Annotated in this window: 17 protein-coding genes, 3 pseudogenes and 1 other annotated feature; of the genes and pseudogenes, 11 read left to right on the forward strand and 9 right to left on the reverse strand. The window is 54.0% G+C overall.

Annotated elements, in window-relative coordinates; all coding sequences use genetic code 11:
* Positions 1–52 precede the first annotated feature (52 nt).
* Positions 53–301 (forward strand): spore germination protein, encoded by a 249-nt coding sequence (locus tag AC3WJN_RS07375; protein WP_005835243.1) that lies wholly within the window; start codon positions 53–55, stop codon positions 299–301.
* A gap of 312 nt (positions 302–613) precedes the next feature.
* Entirely contained in the window at positions 614–1,762 is a 1,149-nt protein-coding gene (locus AC3WJN_RS07380; RefSeq protein ID WP_005835241.1) for an alpha-hydroxy-acid oxidizing protein, read from the forward strand.
* A 315-nt stretch (positions 1,763–2,077) separates the two neighbouring features.
* On the opposite strand, the gene AC3WJN_RS07385 is transcribed toward AC3WJN_RS07380, so the two are convergent.
* Together AC3WJN_RS07385 and AC3WJN_RS07390 are read right to left on the reverse strand one after the other, a co-directional pair.
* Positions 2,078–2,956, reverse strand: coding sequence for a DUF7687 domain-containing protein (locus AC3WJN_RS07385; RefSeq protein WP_026557975.1), 879 nt, complete (start codon positions 2,954–2,956; stop codon positions 2,078–2,080).
* Positions 2,957–2,961: 5 nt separating this feature from the next.
* A complete protein-coding gene (locus AC3WJN_RS07390) occupies positions 2,962–3,201 on the reverse strand; it encodes a helix-turn-helix domain-containing protein (RefSeq protein WP_005835235.1) in 240 nt (79 codons plus the stop codon).
* Between the two features lie 181 nt (positions 3,202–3,382).
* Here AC3WJN_RS07390 and AC3WJN_RS07395 point away from each other — a divergent pair, with 181 nt between their 5' ends.
* Positions 3,383–4,285: a DNA adenine methylase gene (locus AC3WJN_RS07395; RefSeq protein WP_005835233.1), complete on the forward strand. Its 903-nt coding sequence runs from the start codon at positions 3,383–3,385 to the stop codon at positions 4,283–4,285.
* 386 nt (positions 4,286–4,671) lie between these two features.
* Positions 4,672–6,786, forward strand: coding sequence for a putative bifunctional diguanylate cyclase/phosphodiesterase (locus AC3WJN_RS07400; RefSeq protein WP_492329237.1), 2,115 nt, complete (start codon positions 4,672–4,674; stop codon positions 6,784–6,786).
* 88 nt (positions 6,787–6,874) lie between these two features.
* Here the strand turns inward: AC3WJN_RS07400 and AC3WJN_RS07405 are convergent.
* From AC3WJN_RS07405 to AC3WJN_RS07425, 5 genes and pseudogenes are all read right to left on the reverse strand, one after another.
* Positions 6,875–7,588, reverse strand: a pseudogene (locus tag AC3WJN_RS07405) (IS3 family transposase); the annotation flags it as partial.
* Positions 7,589–7,723: 135 nt separating this feature from the next.
* Positions 7,724–8,362, reverse strand: a complete 639-nt coding sequence (nadD, locus tag AC3WJN_RS07410; protein ID WP_005836174.1) for a nicotinate-nucleotide adenylyltransferase — start codon at positions 8,360–8,362, stop codon at positions 7,724–7,726.
* A gap of 43 nt (positions 8,363–8,405) precedes the next feature.
* A complete protein-coding gene (locus tag AC3WJN_RS07415; protein WP_005836175.1) occupies positions 8,406–8,951 on the reverse strand; it encodes a cysteine hydrolase family protein in 546 nt (181 codons plus the stop codon).
* 36 nt (positions 8,952–8,987) lie between these two features.
* A complete protein-coding gene (locus tag AC3WJN_RS07420) occupies positions 8,988–9,770 on the reverse strand; it encodes an NUDIX hydrolase (protein ID WP_007781533.1) in 783 nt (260 codons plus the stop codon).
* 94 nt (positions 9,771–9,864) lie between these two features.
* The gene (locus AC3WJN_RS07425) at positions 9,865–10,251 is read right to left on the reverse strand and encodes a hypothetical protein (RefSeq protein WP_005836179.1); all 387 of its coding nucleotides are present in this window, start codon (positions 10,249–10,251) and stop codon (positions 9,865–9,867) included.
* A gap of 243 nt (positions 10,252–10,494) precedes the next feature.
* Positions 10,495–10,739, forward strand: a binding site (T-box leader).
* An 80-nt stretch (positions 10,740–10,819) separates the two neighbouring features.
* On the opposite strand from AC3WJN_RS07425, the gene AC3WJN_RS07430 reads away from it, so the two are divergent.
* The 6 genes and pseudogenes from AC3WJN_RS07430 (at position 10,820) to AC3WJN_RS07455 (ending at position 15,502) form a co-directional block, all read left to right on the forward strand.
* Positions 10,820–11,320, forward strand: a complete 501-nt coding sequence (locus AC3WJN_RS07430; protein ID WP_005836183.1) for an Lrp/AsnC family transcriptional regulator — start codon at positions 10,820–10,822, stop codon at positions 11,318–11,320.
* Entirely contained in the window at positions 11,317–12,498 is a 1,182-nt protein-coding gene (locus tag AC3WJN_RS07435; protein WP_005836185.1) for an aminotransferase, read from the forward strand. The genes AC3WJN_RS07430 and AC3WJN_RS07435 overlap by 4 nt, the downstream gene beginning before the upstream one ends.
* 283 nt (positions 12,499–12,781) lie before the next feature.
* A pseudogene (locus tag AC3WJN_RS07440) lies at positions 12,782–13,305 on the forward strand (PAS domain S-box protein); the annotation flags it as partial.
* Positions 13,306–13,319: 14 nt separating this feature from the next.
* Positions 13,320–13,655, forward strand: a complete 336-nt coding sequence (locus AC3WJN_RS07445; protein WP_007781542.1) for a DUF1641 domain-containing protein — start codon at positions 13,320–13,322, stop codon at positions 13,653–13,655.
* Between the two features lie 20 nt (positions 13,656–13,675).
* Positions 13,676–14,726 (forward strand): annotated as a pseudogene (locus AC3WJN_RS07450) (rhodanese-like domain-containing protein).
* On the forward strand, positions 14,723–15,502 hold the full coding sequence (locus tag AC3WJN_RS07455) for a sulfite exporter TauE/SafE family protein (protein WP_005827036.1): 780 nt from the start codon (positions 14,723–14,725) through the stop codon (positions 15,500–15,502). Before AC3WJN_RS07450 ends, AC3WJN_RS07455 begins: the two are co-directional and overlap by 4 nt.
* 84 nt (positions 15,503–15,586) lie before the next feature.
* On the opposite strand, the gene AC3WJN_RS07460 is transcribed toward AC3WJN_RS07455, so the two are convergent.
* Both AC3WJN_RS07460 and AC3WJN_RS07465 read right to left on the reverse strand, forming a co-directional pair.
* Positions 15,587–16,255 (reverse strand): LrgB family protein, encoded by a 669-nt coding sequence (locus tag AC3WJN_RS07460; RefSeq protein WP_005827033.1) that lies wholly within the window; start codon positions 16,253–16,255, stop codon positions 15,587–15,589.
* Positions 16,252–16,623 carry a CidA/LrgA family protein gene (locus tag AC3WJN_RS07465; RefSeq protein ID WP_005827031.1) on the reverse strand — a complete coding sequence of 124 codons (372 nt, stop codon included), beginning with the start codon at positions 16,621–16,623 and terminating at the stop codon, positions 16,252–16,254. Before AC3WJN_RS07465 ends, AC3WJN_RS07460 begins: the two co-directional genes overlap by 4 nt.
* A gap of 113 nt (positions 16,624–16,736) precedes the next feature.
* On the opposite strand from AC3WJN_RS07465, the gene cidR reads away from it, so the two are divergent.
* Positions 16,737–17,648 (forward strand): cidABC operon transcriptional activator CidR, encoded by a 912-nt coding sequence (cidR, locus tag AC3WJN_RS07470; protein ID WP_005827029.1) that lies wholly within the window; start codon positions 16,737–16,739, stop codon positions 17,646–17,648.
* Positions 17,649–17,750 lie beyond the last annotated feature (102 nt).

Genomic DNA, 17,750 nt, shown 5'->3' on the forward strand with positions numbered 1-17,750 from the left:
CCGTACATACTGTATAAGTAGTCCACGGCGAACGCGGGAAGGAGGGAGCGGGTTGGCGACATTTGTAGGAAACGTGCAAATTACGAACAACTCGGGTACCATCAATTTCGGTGATACGGCCAACAACTCTCCGAAAAGCGTGAGCAAAACGTTTTCCGGCTCCGGCGGCGAAAACAGCGGCAATGTCGTGAATGTCATCAACGGGCACAGCGAGACGAACACATATGGCAGCGGGGGAGCCGTGAGCGGGCTTTGCTGCAGCAAACGGTCCAGGCGGGCGAAAAGGCGAAAGCGGAAGTAACGTTTTGGCAGATAGCTTACTGAAGCAGCGCGGACAAGCCCAGGCTGGCAGCGCGGAGAAGTGTCGCCTGATCGCCTGTTGGACAGGCTTGTGGGGTTGTTCGTTTTTGCTCTGGAATTGACAGAGGGCAAGCTGAACGTATATGATTTTTTGTATTAATTTTCGAATAATTGCGTGACTACAGGCGGAGCCGCCAAAAACAGTGATTCGCACAGGAGAACGGTCCTGGCAAAGCAGGACGGGCCTTGGGCACAGCGGGCAAGCCAAAATGCGCCTGACGGCTTGGAGCACAGATAGAAAGGGAGAGGAAAGATGACGAAAGCACAGGAAGAAACTTTGCTCTTTACGCGCGTGAGCAAAAGTACGCAGGCACTGCCCGTTTCGATTGAAGATTGGGAGAAACAGGCGAGAGAAATCCTTCCGGACGGTCCGTTTGACTATATTGCCGGAGGCTCGGGAGCCGAAGAGACGCTTGCCGAAAACAGGAGGGCTTTTTCCCGCTGGGCAATCGTGCCGCGGATGATGCGCGATGTCACGAATCGCACCTCCGCGATTACGATGTTCGGCCGAAAGCTGAGCGCGCCGATCTTTTTGGCTCCTGTCGGCATGCAGTCCATCGCGCATCGTGACGCAGAGCTGGCGACGGCCAGAGCGGCGGCTGCTGCGGGTGTGCCGTTTGTCGCCAGCACGGTTTCCTCTACGAGCCTGGAGCAAATCGCCGAAGCGATGGGAGCGGCGGAGCGCTGGTTCCAGCTTTACTGGTCCAACGATCGCGAAGTAAGCGCGAGCATGGTCAAGCGCGCGGAAGCGGCTGGGTACTCCGCAATTGTGCTCACGGTAGATACCGTCATGCTCGGCTGGAAGCGCCGCGATTTCCGCAACGGCTATTCGCCGCTGCGTGAAGGCAGAGGGCTTGCCAACTACATCACGGACCCTGTCTTTTGCTCGCGGCTGGCCGAGGTGACGCCGGAGAATGCGGTCGAGGAAGTGTTGAAAAACATTTATCATCCGGCGCTGAACTGGAGCGATATCGGCTTTTTGCGCGAGCATACCCGCTTGCCGATCCTCGTCAAAGGTCTCTTGCACCCGGATGATGCGAGACTCGCCCTGGAGCACGGCGTGGATGGCATTATCGTTTCCAATCACGGCGGACGGCAGATGGATGGAGCGATTTCTACCCTTGACGCGCTGCCTGCGATTGCGGAGGTAGTAGCGGGAAGCATTCCTGTCCTGCTCGACAGCGGCGTGCGCACCGGCGCGGATGTCGTCAAGGCAATCGCATTGGGAGCCAATGCGGTGCTGATCGGACGCCCGTTTTTGTACGGACTGGCAGTAGCGGGAGAACAGGGCGTGTCCAGCGTCCTCGATACGCTGCTCCACGAATTTGACGTCGCGATGGCTCTGTCCGGCAGCCGCTCGGTCGAGGATCTGAACCGCAGCATCCTGGTGCGCTTGCCGTAGACGGTTTGCCAGCGGGAAACGCCCCTTTGGACTGGGCGCTGTCAGGAAGACCGAAGAGAAAAAGCACACAAGCAACCTGAGTTCGGTAATCATACTGGCTCAGGTTGTTTTAGGTTCGCTGTAAAAACGCGCGTGATGGATACGTGCTGCTTTCTTTTGCTGCACGTTTCGTTCGTTCGCGGCTGTTTTTTTGCACGCAGCGTCAGTTGCTCTGCGGATTTTCCGCTAAAAAACCCCTCTCGGAAGACAGAAGCAGGTGCCGACTTTGGCTGTCTACCAGAAGGGGGATGCGATTATGGCGCGGGCGTTTTCTGTTTACCGTCCCTGTACGGCTACTTCGTGTGCGGCCAGCAGCTCGTGCAACACTTTCGGCCAGCGCTCCAACACTTCCTTGCCGAAGATGACTTCGTCCACGTGACCGACGTGCAGCATGTCGACGATCCGGCAAAGATAAGATTTTCCCATGTTCCACCACGTATTGAAATCATCAATGAAATAAATGTGCTGGATGTTCTTTTGCGTTTCTTTCGAGATGGTATTGATCTCAAAGCCGTCCAACTGTGTTTCATACACCCCGTCTGCGATTCTGCTGCCGAACGTGGTGGTGTAGTAGTATTCTTTGACTTCCCAGATCGCGAGCGGATTTTCCGTACCGGGGTAGGCTCCGTCAAAACGTCTGGACATGATCCCTTGCAGCCTGCCTGCTTCGTCTGTAATATAGGACAAGCTTAGCGGGTTATCGTCAAACTTGACGTCGCGTCCGTACTGCAATCCGTTCTGCTTAGCATATGTGCGAAGAGTGTGTTCAGTCAAAATGTTGACGATGCCTGTAAAATAGGCGTAGTCTTTCTTTTCGCCTTTTTGCTTGTTAAACGGCAGCGCACAAGTATAGCCGTTCTTTTCATAAAGTTCTGCCTGCAGCTTGTAAAACACAGCTCGGGCCGTATGGACATCCATGAACAAGCGCTTGATGATTCCGTTCAGCAAATCTGCGCGATAGTCGAGGTACGCTTTTACTTCGCCGAGCATTTGCGGGTCAATGATAATCCCCAGCTCCTGCAGCTTGTAGACCATTTCTGTCTGCGAGTACTTTTTAATTTCGCCGTCCTTGGAGTAGTTGAGCTTTTCCGATATGAGCTTTGTGTACGCCCAAAAAGCAGAGCTGCGATTTAGAAACTGCGGATTCGGTCTCACGGTGGCTATTCCCCCTTTTCAATCAATAGAAATACGGAAGAGACATGGGTGCGTAAAGCGTTTGCCAGTTTTACGATGTTTTCCAATGACACATTTCTTTCTCCGCGTTCGACTTCGCTGATGTAGGTGCGATGCAGTCCGGTACGTCCCGCCAGCTCTTCTTGCGTCATTTTTTGTTCCATGCGCAGCTTTCTGATCGCTGCCCCAAATTGTTGCTTGATCTCTGTATGCTTCATCGGCTTCATCTGGTATCAACCACTTTGTATCGGTTTCTTTCTTTTTCCATTTGAAACAAAAGTACTATCATGTAGACTATTGGTCTACAGACTATAAGTGACATCATGGTTACTTTTTTCTCTCCATTCATGCTAAAATGGGGCATGGTTGTCAGTCGGAAAATCTAGAAGTTGTGTGAGGTTCTTCATGATGAGTCGATACGTACAAGACAAGCTGGAACGGCAAAAGCTGGCGGACGTCCCGCAATTGCTGAAATGGATCGGGAATAAACACCGTTTTGCGGAAGAGATCGTTTCCTACATGCCCGAAGAAATTCACACGTATGTAGAGCCGTTTTTGGGGAGCGGCGCCGTATTGGGAAAGCTGGCGGCAGAAAACCGGAACAGCTTGTTTCCCCGTTACAAGCAGGCCATCGGCGGCGATATTCTTCCTTTTCTGATCGGCATTTTTGAGTATGTGAAAAACGATCCGGACACATTGGTCCGCCATTACGAGGCTTGTATAAAAGATTACAACGACAACAGAGAACAAAAATATTTGGAAATCAGGGAAAGATTCAATCAAACGTTCAATGCGCTCGATTTTGCGGTTTTGACCAGAACGTGCTATTCCGGTGTCGTGCGCTTCCGAAAAAGCGATGGCTATATGAGCACACCGATTGGGCCGCACAAGCCGATTCCGCCCGAGGCGTTTGCCAAACGGGTAGAAATTTGGCATCAACTGGTGAAGGAAGTAACGTTTATGCATAAAGATTTCCGAGAAGTGATGGGACTGGCTGGCGAAGGCGACCTGGTTTACTGTGACCCGCCATACACGCACAGCCAAAGCATCCTGTACGGTTCGCAGACGTTCAGGATCGAAGACTTGTGGGATGCGATATACGCCTGCAAGCAAAGAGGCGCAAAAGTAATGCTCTCGATCAACGGCAAGAAAAAATCGAAAGCCGAAGACATCGGCGTGCAGCCGCCAGCCGGCTTGTTTGCGAGGAGCATATTGGTAAACTGCGGCATTTCCATGATAAACCGTCTGCAGAGAGCGGGCGAAGAAATGGTCAACGAAGATGTGCACGACAAACTGTTTCTCACCTGGTAAAAGAACCTGAAACGGGTTCTTTTTTTTTTGCGCCTTTGGTCCCTGTTTTCCCCGGAGTGTCAAGCCTCCCGCCAGCGAGCGCGAAGTTTGCAAAAATGTCGCTTCTAACACATGCGTGCTTATTGATCTTTAGCCGATACATGGTAAAATGAAGCAAACTTGTCGTTTTGCGAAAAGTCCGTGAGTAGCGACGCTGCTGCGAAGCATATCAGGGCGAGCATTTACGCAACGCGTCTCCCTACCAAAGAACTACTTTTTCTTTCCAGCACTTTGGCAAAGGCTTTGCTGCAACGCGCTTTACGACAGACAAGTGCTTTTACGAAAATTATCGGCGCCGTGCCTGCCGCATGAGCGCAAACGGGTGATAGATGATGAGAAACAAATTGATGGAAGTTTTGACTCCAGAAGAGTGGGAAGAGTTGCTGCAGGAAAAGGACGGGGAGCTGAAAGTCGTCCTGCGGGAGCTGGCTGACGTAAAGTATGCGCTCGACCAGTCGACGATCCTCGCGATTACCGATCACCGCGGGATTATTCTGCGGGCGAACGAGCAATTTTGCCGCATATCCAAATACAGCCGCAGCGAGCTGCTCGGGCAAGACCATCGGCTGCTCAACTCCGGGCACCATCCCAAGTCGTTTTTCCAGCAGATGTGGAAATGCATCGGCTCGGGCAAAGTGTGGCGGGGCGAAATCTGTAATCGGGCCAAAGACGGCAGCTTGTACTGGGTGGACACCACGATTGTGCCATTCGTCAATACTGCCGGGAAAATCTATCAGTACGTTTCCATTCGCAACGACATTACGGCGCGCAAGCATATGGAGGAAGAAGTCAGAAAAAGCGAGGAGCTGTACCGGATCATCGCTGAAAATACGTCCGATATCATCAGCATGATTAATGCCGAAGGCGACTTTTTGTACTTGTCTCCGTCGCATAAGGCTGTGTTTGAGCATGACATTCCAGATGAGCGCTTTCACAACATGTTCGAATGGATCGTGGAGAGCGACCGGGACGTTATGGCCTATGCGATTCAGCATACGTACTCGACGCGAAAAGAGTACACGGTGGAATGCCGCATCCTGACGCGCAAGGGCGACACGATCTGGACCGAGAGCAAAATCAATCCGGTTCTCGACGAGCAGGGGAACGTGAGCAAGCTGCTGCTCATCACGCGCGACATTACGGATCGCAAGCAGTCGGAGGAACTGATCCATCACCTGGCCTACCACGACGCTTTGACAGACTTGCCGAACCGCCGCATGTACGTCCAGCATCTGAGCAGGGAAATCATCCAAGCCAAGCGGTTCCAGTCCAATCTCGCCGTCCTGTTCCTCGATCTGGACCGCTTCAAGGACGTCAACGATTCCTTCGGGCATGACGTAGGGGATTTGCTGCTGGTGGAAGCGTCCAACCGTTTGCGGGAATGTCTCAGACCGGGCGATGTCGTGGCGCGGCTCGGCGGAGATGAGTTTACCGTCTTGCTCAGCCAACTGACTGACCGGGAGGAAGCGGCGGCACTGGCCGACCAGATCATGAATGCGCTGCAGAGGCCGTTTGAACTTCACGGGCATTCCTTCAACGTGTCGTGCAGCATCGGCATCGCGTTGTTTCCGCAGGATGGAGACAATGCCGACGACCTGCTCAAGCGGGCGGACACCGCGCTGTACACGGTCAAATCGCACGGCAAAAACAGGTACGAGTTTTTTGATCCGACGATGGAGGCGAAGTCGCTGGAGCGCATCCTGATGGAAAATGAGCTGCGCAAAGCGATCGAGCAGGAGCATTTCCAAATCTACTACCAGCCGAAAATAGACATTGTGACAGGGAAGCTGACCGGGATGGAAGCGCTCGTCCGCTGGGTTCATCCGGAGCTGGGCGTGATTTCGCCGATTCGGTTCATCCCGATCGCCGAAGAGACCGGAATGATTATCAGCCTGGGAGAGTGGATTCTGCGCCAGGCGTGCCGCCAAAACAAGCTGTGGCACGACCAGGGCTTCCCGCTGAAAGTGTCCGTCAATCTGTCTGCGAGGCAAATCTACCAGAAAGACCTCGTAGACATGATAAAAAATGTGTTGGAGGAAACCGGGCTGCCACCGGAATGGCTGGAGCTGGAGATTACCGAAAGCATTTTCGTGAAGCTGGAAGAAGCTACGGCTATTTTGCAGCAAATTCGCGACATCGGCATCCGCATTTCCATCGACGACTTCGGGACAGGCTACAGCTCGTTTAGCTACATCAAAAGCTTGCCGGTGGACACGATCAAAATTGACGCGTCCTTTATTCGCGATATTCACCACAATCAAGAGAGCCAGGCAATCGTAAAAGCGATCGTGACGATTGCGCAAAGCTTGAACATGAACGTGATCGCAGAAGGCATCGAGCTGGACGATCAGGTAGCGGCCTTGCAGGAAAATGGCTGCGATCTCGGCCAAGGCTACTTGTTCAGCCGCCCGTTGGCTACGGATGACTTCGACCGCTATTTGCGCAAAGATTTGGCGCGATAGCATGACCTGTAGCACCAAAAGCGCACACAAAAAGCCGGGGAGCACTGGTCATAGCCCCGTCAAGTAGACAGTAAAAAAAGACATTGTATTAAGCGGCGATCGATTCCCGGTACTCTATTGGGGAGAGGTCGCCAAGTTTTTTCTGGAACCGCTCTGTATTGTAAAACTGAAATGTATTCAGCGATCAGTTTGCGGGCGTGAGCCAGATCCCTCGGTTTTTCTAAATACAACTTTTCCGTCTTCAAATGGGAGAAAAACGATTCTACACAGGCATTGTCGAAGCAGTTGCCACGTTGTGCAGATCGAGCACCACAGACAGATACAGGAATCCATCGACGACGCGAATGTAGGTAATATCGGTGACCAATTTCTTTCCGGCCTCCTGTGCAGTGAACTGGCGGTGAAGAACATTGTCAAATACAACGGAAGGCTTACGGCCGACAAATGGACGTTTCTTGCGGATCACCGATCGGATACCTAATTCTCGCATTAGTCGGCGAACTTTCTTGCTGTTCACGTTACGTCCCTCTTTACGCAGGGCGGTGTGCATGCGTTTATATCCAAAGTAAGGGCGAAGGCGGTGGATCGAAAGGATATGCTCCTTTAGATCGGCATCCTGCACTGCTCGTAACCTACGAGCCGTTTCCGTCGCTTTCCACTTGTAGAACCCTGCCCGTGAGACTTCTGCTATTTCGCACAGCATGATGATGGCGTACCGATGGCTCATTTCTTCGATGGTCCTGAACCGGGTTTGCTTATCCAACTTCCCTCTTTGTTCCTTCGTCATACCGCTGCTGCTTTTGCCCTTTATGTGGTGGCATAAAAAATCCCCTCCGGTCAACAGTGTTCCTCTCATGATACCATGAGGGCTTTTCTCACAGTCTACCGTAAGGGGATAATACCACACACACCCGGCTTTTTTGCGTTGGGAGAAAAGTCAAACCCGCTGCTCGCGGTAAATGCCCTGCTCGTAAATGTACGCCAGGCACGCATCCGGCAGCAGGAAGCTGGGATCGCCGCCTTTGCGGATTTCATCGCGGATGTACGTCGAACTGATGCCCATGTTGATGCCTTTGCTCATAATCAGGAAATGTTCGTCATGGTTGCGCAGCAGCGGGTCTTCCGCGATCAGATCGGCCGTCGGGTAGCCTTCCCGCGTCATGACGATGAAGTTGAACCGGGAGACCAGCTTTTCGGCATTGCCCCAGTTCGACAGCCCGACGAGCAAATCCGAGCCCATGATGAAAAACAGCTCATCCTGCGGGTACTTTTTTTGCAGGTGGACCATTGTGTCGTACGTGTAAGTTTCGCCAGGTAGCGCGTCCATCTCTACGGTGGAGATTTCAAACAGCGGCTCCCCGAATTGGTTCGTCTTGTGCTGACACGTCGCCAGCGCTAGCTTCAGCATGTGCAGGCGATGAACGTCCTCCGTCTGCATTTTTTTGTCGTGGCGCTTGGACGAGCAGGGGACGAAGATGACTTTGTCCAGGCGTCTGCGATGAGCGACGGTGGCCGCCGTGAACAGGTGGCTGTAAGTGATGGGATCAAAGCTGCTGCCGTAAATGCCGATGCGCATGATCGTACCTCCCGTATATCTGGCATGACAAGCCTGCCAACGCTTATTTTTTCACGACGGACATGCCCAACTGGTTTTGAAAATGTCCCAAAGCCCACTCGTGTCCGACCGGATTGAAGCTGGCGACGGCATCCTCGTGAATGACGACGCGAAAACCGTGATAAAAGCCTTCGATCGCCGTGTGCAGGACGCAAATGTCCGTGCAGACGCCGACCAGGTGAATTTCCGCAATGCCGCGCGAGCGAAGCTGCAGCGCGAGGTCTGTGCCCTGAAAGGCGCTGTAGCGCGTTTTGTCCATCCAGTAAATCGTGTCCTCAAATTCCTCGTAAATGTCCTGAATGCTGCCGTACAGGTTGCGGCCAGCGGTGCCGATGATGTTGTGCGGCGGGTACAGTCCGGTTTCCGGGTGGTACGGGTCCTGCTCCTTGTGGGCGTCCACCGCCATCACGACAAAGTCGCCTTCTGCGAGAAAATCGCGAATCAATTCGCCGATGCGCCCTTCGATAACTTGCCCAGGCTCCTTGCAGGTCAGCGCTCCGTCCGTCGCGACAAAGTCATTCGTGTAGTCGATCACAATCAACGCTTTCATGGACAACAACCTCCTGAAATGAGTGTGGTCGTGCTTTTAATAAATCATGGCAGTCGGGGTGTAATCGGTAAAGCGGTACAGCTTGGCGGGAGAGTTGGAATACTCCGTGGAGTAGACAGGCTTGCCGTCAGCGTCTACTACCGCTTCGAGGATGCCTTGCCGTCTCGTGGTCGCGAGCAGGCGCCGCTCAAAATTGCCGCGATCGCTCACCTTGAAGCTGGGGACGACCGTTTCGATGACCTGCAGCAGCTCGCTCAGCGTGAACTCGTCAGGGAGAAACGCTTTGGCGATGTTGGTCTGGAGCATTTTTTCCCGCACGCGCTGCAAGGCGTCCGTCAGTATCTCCCGGTGATCGAAGGCCAGGTCGAGAGCGAATGCTTCCTCGATGGGAAACAGCCGGGCATCGGAGGCGTCGTCGGCTGCCCGCGCGTGCTTGAGCAGGTCCTCGTGCACGAGCGAGACGTAGGCGACGCTCGGAATCCAGCCGCGCGGATCGCGTCCCGGCTTGTAGTAAGTTTTGAGCTGCTCGATGTGGACGTTGCGGTCGATGTTCGTCTCTTCCTTCAACTCGCGGTAGGCGCATTCGTCGAGCGTCTCGCTTTCTTTGGAAAAGCCGCCGGGCAAAGCCCACTGCTGCCCGTACGTGTCGCTTTTTCGCTCGATCAGCAGGACGGCGAGCTGCTTGTGCGGCAACGATCTTGTTTTGGTCGGGCGCGGCACGGAAAGGATGGTAAAGAGGCAAATATCCGTCGGCAGCCCGTCTGGCGAGCGGTGTTTTTTGGTGCGAAACCGGATGCGTTTGGCTTGCAGGCGATGCATGCTCACAACGCCCTCCTTTCTGTATGCGCAGTTCGTTAGGTTGCTTTTATATTATGATATCGTTTTAACAATGTCAATGTGACAATATAAAAATTTACCAATAAAAAACGCCTGAGAGACTCAGACGTCGGTTAAAGCGGAGAGGCTGCTTCCAGCAGGGCGGTAATCGGCTTGAGGCGCTGCTGCAGCGAGTGGGCAGGTTGGCTGGACTGAAAGGCTTCCTCCCAAAAAACAGTTGGCTGTTGAACGGGGAGGGGCTTCTCGGCTGCACGCGCACATACGTGCCGTCCGCCATGAGCGTGGCTGTCAATGTCTTCGCGATTCCTTCCTCGTCCAGTCGTCCAGCGTGCAGGTGGTTGCTGAGACGCAAGCTGTATTTGATGTTGTCTACTTCCGTTACCATTCCTGAATCGTCTTGCTCGTAAATGACCAATCTGGCTGTATTGGAGCCAAGATCAATGACACCGATGCTCTTTTTCATGCGATTTTCCACTTTTTTTCATGTGAAAAACGTCCCTGTTTGCGGGCCGCCGTTTTTCGTCCGAAGGTAAAATTGGCCGCTTGCCTCAACAAAACAGTCGTGCCTGCTTTGTCCGAAAAGCTGTCGATCTTTTCATTATGCCATACAACATGCGTCCTTCCACCCAGGAAGTTGTCGGTTGACAACGGCCGAAAACCTTTTTATAATCTGAGACATTCAACCAAACAGTTCATACGCATACGATACATGGCTGTGAAAAGGAAAGTAAAAAAGGGATTTGACGTCCAGAGAGCTGCCTGATTGCTGGGAGGGCGGCCGCGAACTCTTTTTGAAAGCCACCTTGGAGCTCTGCTTTTGAACAATCAGTAGAAAGCAGCGGACTTTCCCCACGTTACGGGGCGCATGTCTTTTTGACAAGACTGCACGAGTTTGCCTTTTGCGAGAAAGGCAAAAAAGCTGAGTGGTACCGCGATACCTTCGCCTCAGCAATCCGATTCATGAAATCATGAGTTGGGTTGCTGGGGCTTTTTGATTTTTGCCAAAAAGAAAAAAACGGGAGTGGTAGGGAATGGATCGCTTGAAGCAAAGGGAACTGTTGCACCTATTGGAAGAGGACAGCCGCATGAGCGCCGAGCAGATCGGCAAAATGCTGGCGGAGCCGACAGAGGCAATCGAGCAGGCGATTGCGGAGCTGGAAGCCGAGAAGGTGATTGTGAAATACCCGGCGCTGGTCAACTGGGAGCGCGTGGAGGACCATCCGTACGTCAACGCCATGATCGACGTCAAGGTGACGCCCAAGCGCGACGTCGGCTTTGATGAGGTGGCCCAGCGCATTTGTCGCTTCCCGGAAGTGAAGGCCGTCTACCTGATGTCCGGTGCCAGCTACGATTTGTCGATCATCCTGGAAGGAAAGACGATGAAGGAGGTCGCCACCTTCGTATCGCAAAAGCTGGCGACGCTCGACTCCGTAGTATCGACAGCCACGCACTTTATTTTGAAACGCTACAAGCACGACGGCATTGAGCTGGAAGATCGTGACGAAGATCGCAGGATGGTGGTTACGCCGTGAATACGCAACTGACAGTCAAAAAAAATCGCTTGTCTTCTACAGTCGCATCCTTGAAGCCATCGGGCATTCGCCGCTTTTTCGACCTGGCGGCGTCGATGGAAGGGGTCATCTCCCTGGGAGTTGGGGAGCCGGATTTCGTGACGCCCTGGCGCATGCGCGAAGCTTCGATTTCCTCCCTGGAGCGCGGACACACCGCGTACACGTCCAACGCAGGGATGCTGCCGCTGCGCGTGGAGATTCAAAAATATTTGGAGGAGCGCTTTTCCGTCAGCTATCATCCCGAGACGGAGATTCTCGTGACCGTCGGGGCCAGCGAAGCGATTGACATTGCGCTGCGCGCCATTCTCGATCCGGGCGACGAGGTGCTGGTAGTAGAGCCGTGCTACGTCTCCTACGAGCCGGTGATTCGTCTGGCAGGCGGCGTGCCGAAGTTTTTGAAAACGACGATGGAGAACCAGTTCAAGCTGACGCCGCAGGAGCTTGAGGCCAACATCTCCGAACGCACGAAGGCGATCATCTTCTGCTATCCGAACAACCCGACAGGGGGCACGATGACGGCGGATGAGTGGAAAACGCTTTTGCCGATCATCGAAAAGCACGACCTCTTGGTGATCTCCGACGAGATTTACGCCGAGCTGACTTACGGACGCATGCACGACAGCATCGCCGCCCTGCCCGGGATGAAGGAGCGGACGATTTTGATTTCCGGCTTCTCCAAGGCGTTTGCCATGACTGGCTGGCGTCTCGGGTACGTGTGCGCGACGCCTGACCTCTTGGCGGGCATGCTGAAAATTCACCAGTACACGATGCTGTGTGCGCCGACGATGGCACAGATGGCGGCGCTCGAAGCTTTGCGCCATGGCCGCGCCGATATGGAGCGGATGGTCGAGAGCTACCGCCAGCGCCGCAACTACGTGGTCGACGGTTTCCGCCAGATCGGGCTTGCGTGCCATGAGCCGGACGGAGCGTTCTACGCCTTCCCTTCTGTGGCGGCGACAGGACTTAGCTCGGCTGAGTTCGCGGAAAAGCTGCTGCTGGAGGAAAAAGTGGCAGTCGTGCCGGGGGACGTGTTCGGCGAGAGCGGGCAAGGACACATTCGCTGCTCGTACGCGACGTCCATGGAACAGTTGAAAAAGGCGCTGGAGCGGATGGAGCGGATGATGGGCAAACTGTCGTAGCTCGCCCGGTGCATGAAGACATAAGCGAAACGAGAACGAAAAACGGCAATCCGAACGTCTAACGGGACGGTCAGGATTGTCGTTTTTTTTCGCAGACCACAAGATAGGGGAACCCACCTATACGATGAACGCGCTGCAACCAGTATGATTAGGCTTGGCTCAGGAGGAAAGCACGGGGGCCAAAGTGACACTTGTTCGCCCCCTCTCTGGCTCTGTAACGTAAAATACGTACAAGGGCAGACAAGAAAATGACCTGGAATCCAAGCTGCGTGGAGGACCTACGATGGATCAAAATCGCTTGTTTTTTGAACGGCACGGAAACGATGGATTAGGGATGGAAGGCGGCTATTTGAGGCAGATTTTCGACCACCTGCAGGACGGGATTATCCTCATGAACGAAGAGCGGAAAATTTTGCTGATGAATCCGTCCGCAGAGAGGATTACCGGCTGGAAATTGGGCGAAAAGGTTCCGTACTGTTCTTATTGCCAAACGAGAAAGCTGGAGCCGGGCGAAGAACGCTGCTATTTGATGGCGAAACGGGAGATTCCCTATTTCCTCTCGTCGATGCCCACCTATGAAGGCCGATACGTTGACATGGAGATGAGCACGGCGATCATCTACGAGAATGGCGAACAGCGCAAGCAAGAAATTCTTTTGGTGCTGAAAGACTTGACGGCCAAGCGAAAAGAAGAAGAGGCCAGAATCTCCAAGCTCGTGTTGCAAAAAACGTTGGAGGCGCAGGAGAGCGAGCACAAACGACTGGCTCAGGAGCTGCACGACGGCGTGGGCCAATTTGTATCGCGTTGACGAGGAAGCAATTGTGGCCTTGTTTGCCTTGTTGGAGAAGCTGCCGAAGCTGGTCAAATATGTAAACGCGATCGAACAGGTCGCTGATTTCCTGGAAAGCGTCGGCCAAGACAAACAGTCTCAGCAGTATTTGCTCGACGGAGTGAAAGCGTACATCACGCCTGTCGCTGCCCAGATGGAAAACGGCGTAGCCGTCCTCCGCGAAGCAAAAGAGCGAGCGGAGCGCAGGCACGAAACGGTTTCCGTTTTCACCCTGCTGCGCCTGATGAAAGATCCTGCCGTGCAAAAGGCGCTGCGCTTTGCCCAATCGCTGTTGGAAGTGCTCGCCGAAAAAAATCGGAAATCTTGAAGAAAAGGGAGGACGTTTCCATGCTGTTGCGTTACTTTTACGATGAAAAGCTGGCCCACGCATCTTATCTGGTGGGCTGCCAAAAAACGGGCGAAGCGATCGTGATTGATCCGGGCCGCAATCTGCAGCCGTACTTCCAGGTCGCGCAAGCGGAAGGCGTGTCGATCGTCGCCGCCACAGAAACCCATATTCATGCAGACTTTGTCTCCGGCGTCCGCGAGCTGGGCGTTGCCCATCAAGCGAAGCTGTACCTGTCCGACGAAGGCGATGCGGACTGGAAATACCAGTATGCCGATGGGCTCAATCATCAAGATGTTCAACTGGGCGATGCAGTACACCGATGAGGAGGAATTTGTCCATGCTCTGCTCGACGGTCAGCCGGAGCCGCCGAAATACTTCGCTGTGATGAAGCACGTCAACAAAGTCGGACCTGCCCTGTTGCGCGACCTGCCTGCGGTAACGGAAGAAACGGAGGCGGAAAAGCTGAAACGGTGGCTGGCGGAAGGACAGCAGGTCGTCGATACGCGTTCTGCCCGGGCGTTTGCGCAAGGACATGTAGCGGGAACGGTCAACATTCCGTTTAACAAAGCCTTTCCCAACTGGGCAGGCTGGCTCGTCGACTACAACCGTCCCGTGTACTTTTTGACCAATCCAGGCGAGCTGGACGAGTTGCTGCAGGCGCTTCGCTCCGTAGGAATCGACAATGCAGCAGGAGTGATGGACGTGAACCGGATTTTGCCGGAAGGCGTCTTTGAACTCGAATCGTACGCGGAAATCACCCCGCTGGAAGCAGCGAGACAGGTAGAAAGCGGAGAAGTACACGTCGTGGACGTACGCAATTTGACTGAATGGCAGGAAGGACACATTCCAAACGCGCAGCACATCATGCTGGGAACATTGCCTGGAAGGCTGGATGAGATACCAGAAGACAAGCCGATCCTCGTGCAATGCCGCTCCGGGGCGCGCTCTGCCATCGGTGCCAGCATCCTGCAGGCAAACGGCTTCAAGCAGGTGCTGAACTTGAGCGGCGGCTTTGTCCAGTGGCAAAAAGACGGATTGGAGAGCGTATGACGTTCAGCCTTGCTCTCACCCTGTTTTTGATCGGCTTTGCGGGGTCGTTCATCTCCGGGCTTGTCGGAATCGGCGGCTCGATCATCAAGTACCCGATGCTCCTCTACATTCCAGCGGCACTCGGACTGGCTGCCTACACGGCCCACGAAGTTTCCGGAATCAGTGCTGTGCAAGTGTTTTTTGCCACCTTATCCGCGGTCTGGGCTTTGCGAAAAGACAAGCTGATTCATTATCAGCTTGTTTTGTACATGGGCAGCGCGATCGTTGTCGGCAGCCTGGTCGGCGGATATGGGGGCAAATATCTCTCGGCTGACGCCATCAACGTCGTCTATGCTATTTTGGCGACGATTGCCGTACTGATGATGTTTATGCCCAAAAAAGCGATCGACGACAAGGAAATGGCCGACATCGCGTTCCATAAGCCTACGGCCGTAACCTCCGCGCTGATTGTCGGAGCCGCTTCCGGCATTGTCGGAGCGGCGGGCGCATTCATTCTCGTGCCGATTATGCTTGTCGTCCTTAAAATTCCTACGCGAGTTACTATAGCGTCTTCGCTTGCGATCACCTTTCTGTCTTCCATCGGCGCGACGATCGGCAAACTGATGGCGGGAGACGTCTTGTTCTGGCCTTCCCTCATCATGGTAATCGCCAGCGTGTTGGCTGCGCCGCTCGGAACTGCGGTCAGCAAGCGGTTGAACACGAAAAGCCTTCAGGCGATTTTAGCGCTCCTGATTTTGGGCACGACGATCAAAATCTGGACAGACCTCATCATGTGAAAAACGGACAGGTTTTCCGCGAAAGGGGGGACCTGTCCGTTTACGATCATCTGTTGCATCTGGTGTCAGCCAGCCAACGGGCTGTTAGACGAGAAGCGTCGTCGCCAATTGCGTGACCAGCGCCGCCAAAATCATGGAAATGCTCGAAACCGTCCCTGTAATCGGACTAATCTCAAACGCCTTGGACGTTCCGGCTCCATGTGCGCTCGTGCCGAGCAGCACGCCGCGGGCGATATCGTCGGAGATGCGCAAATAGGAGATGATGTACGGCCCGATGATCGAGCCGAGCAGTCCGGTCATCAGGACGAGCACAGCGGTGATCGAAGGGACGCCCCCGATCATTTGCGAGACGTTCATCGCAATCGGCGTCGTGATTGAGCGCGGCAAAAGGCTGTACAGCACCTGCTCGTCTGTGTGCAGCAAAAGGGCGAGTACGGCAGAAGAAACGACGGCCACCGCTGAGCCGGACACTACGCTAATCATGATTTGCGCAGCGTGTTTCTTCAATAAAGAGTAGTGTTTGTACAGCGGCACGGCAAACGCGATGGTCGCGGGCTGAAGCATGTACGCCAGCCATTTGCCGCCTTCATTGTAATCACGGTAAGAAAGATGAGTGCAAAGCAGCAGCACGACCAAAACGATTGGCGTAAACAATAGCGGCGAAAACAAGAGAATCGGTCTGTAGCGGTAAAGCCGCTTGGCGATCAGGTAAAGCGCGATGGTGAATAGAAAGCCGAGCAGTCCGATCATCATGAGCGCGAATGCTCCTTTCGCTTGGAAATGCTTTGGGCGATCAAGCCGCTGCACGCCATGACAAACGCCGTGCCGATGACGATAATCAGGACAATTTGCAGCCCTTCATGCAGCATCAAGCTTTGATACGAGACGATGCCGACAGACGGCGGAATGAAAAACAGTAGCAGCTCGGCCATAAGCCAGGCCGCGCCCGATTCGATCCACTCCAGGCGCAGCACTTTTGCCTGGAGCAGCAAAAACACGACAAACATCCCCAAAATGCTGCCGGGGATTTTCCAGCCAAGGACGGAGACGAGCAGGTTCATCAACGCGGACACGATGATGAAAAACGCCACTTGCCCCACGATGATAAGCAGTCTTTTCATGTTGGTCCTCTCCCTTTGTGAAAAGTGTACATCACCTCTTTTCATAGGTAAAATGCATATATAGAATGAGTATCATTCATCATATCTATAGATGAAGCGGAGGGAGCAGCGGGATGGACATTCGCCATTTGCAATATTTTTTGGAGGTAGCCCGCCACAGCAGCTTCACCAAGGCGGCAGAGGCGCTGTACATTACCCAGCCGACGATCAGCAAGATGGTGCGGAACCTGGAAGAAGAAATCGGTGTCGAGCTGTTTGAGCGAGTCGGCAAGCGGATTACGTTGACCGACGCGGGCTGGGTCTTGTTTTCCCAGGCAGAGGTGATGGTGAAGTCGTTTGAAAACATGAAGCTGCATCTCGACGATTTGATGGAGCTGAAGCGGGGGAGAATCCGCATCGGGCTGCCGCCGATGGTAGGGGCGAGCTTTTTTCCGCAAGTGATCGGGAAGTTTTGCGAGCAGTATCCGGGGATCGTGCTGGAGCTGCTGGAGGTCGGCTCCAAAAAAGTCGAGGCGGACGTGGCGTCAGGGATGCTGGACAGCGGCGTTGTTTTGCTGCCGACGAGTGAGGAGCTGTTTGAGTCTTACTCTTTTGTCAACGAACAGATTCGCGTAGTCGTCCACCCTACGCATGCGCTGGCCGGGCGGCAGGAGGTGTCGCTGGCCGAACTGGCAAACGAGCGGTTTTTGCTGTTTCACGAAGATTTTTCCTTGCACAACCGGATCATTGACGAGTGCGTGCGCGTAGGCTTCCACCCGACGGTCATCTACAAAAGCTCGCAGTGGGATTTTCTCTCGGAAATGGTGGCGGCCAACGTCGGGATCACCCTGTTGCCGCAGACGATTTGCCGGGAGCTCGATCCGCGGCGCTTTCACAGCCTCGCGCTGGTCAATCCGACGATCAAATGGCATCTGGGGATGATCTGGCGCAAAAACGCCTATTTGTCGTACGCCACCCGCGAGTGGATTCGCTTTACAAAAGAAATGCTGCCTTCTATAGAAAGAAAGGCTTCATCGCGAGGATGAAGCCTTTCGTTGCGCGGTCGGCCACAGCAGAACGACTGCAGGCTGACGACTGCTTCTTTGATTTATATAAAGGCAGCTTGGCCTTGAAAAGACGCCTGTCAA

This window comes from Brevibacillus sp. FW306-2-1A-C05A (assembly GCF_058781555.1).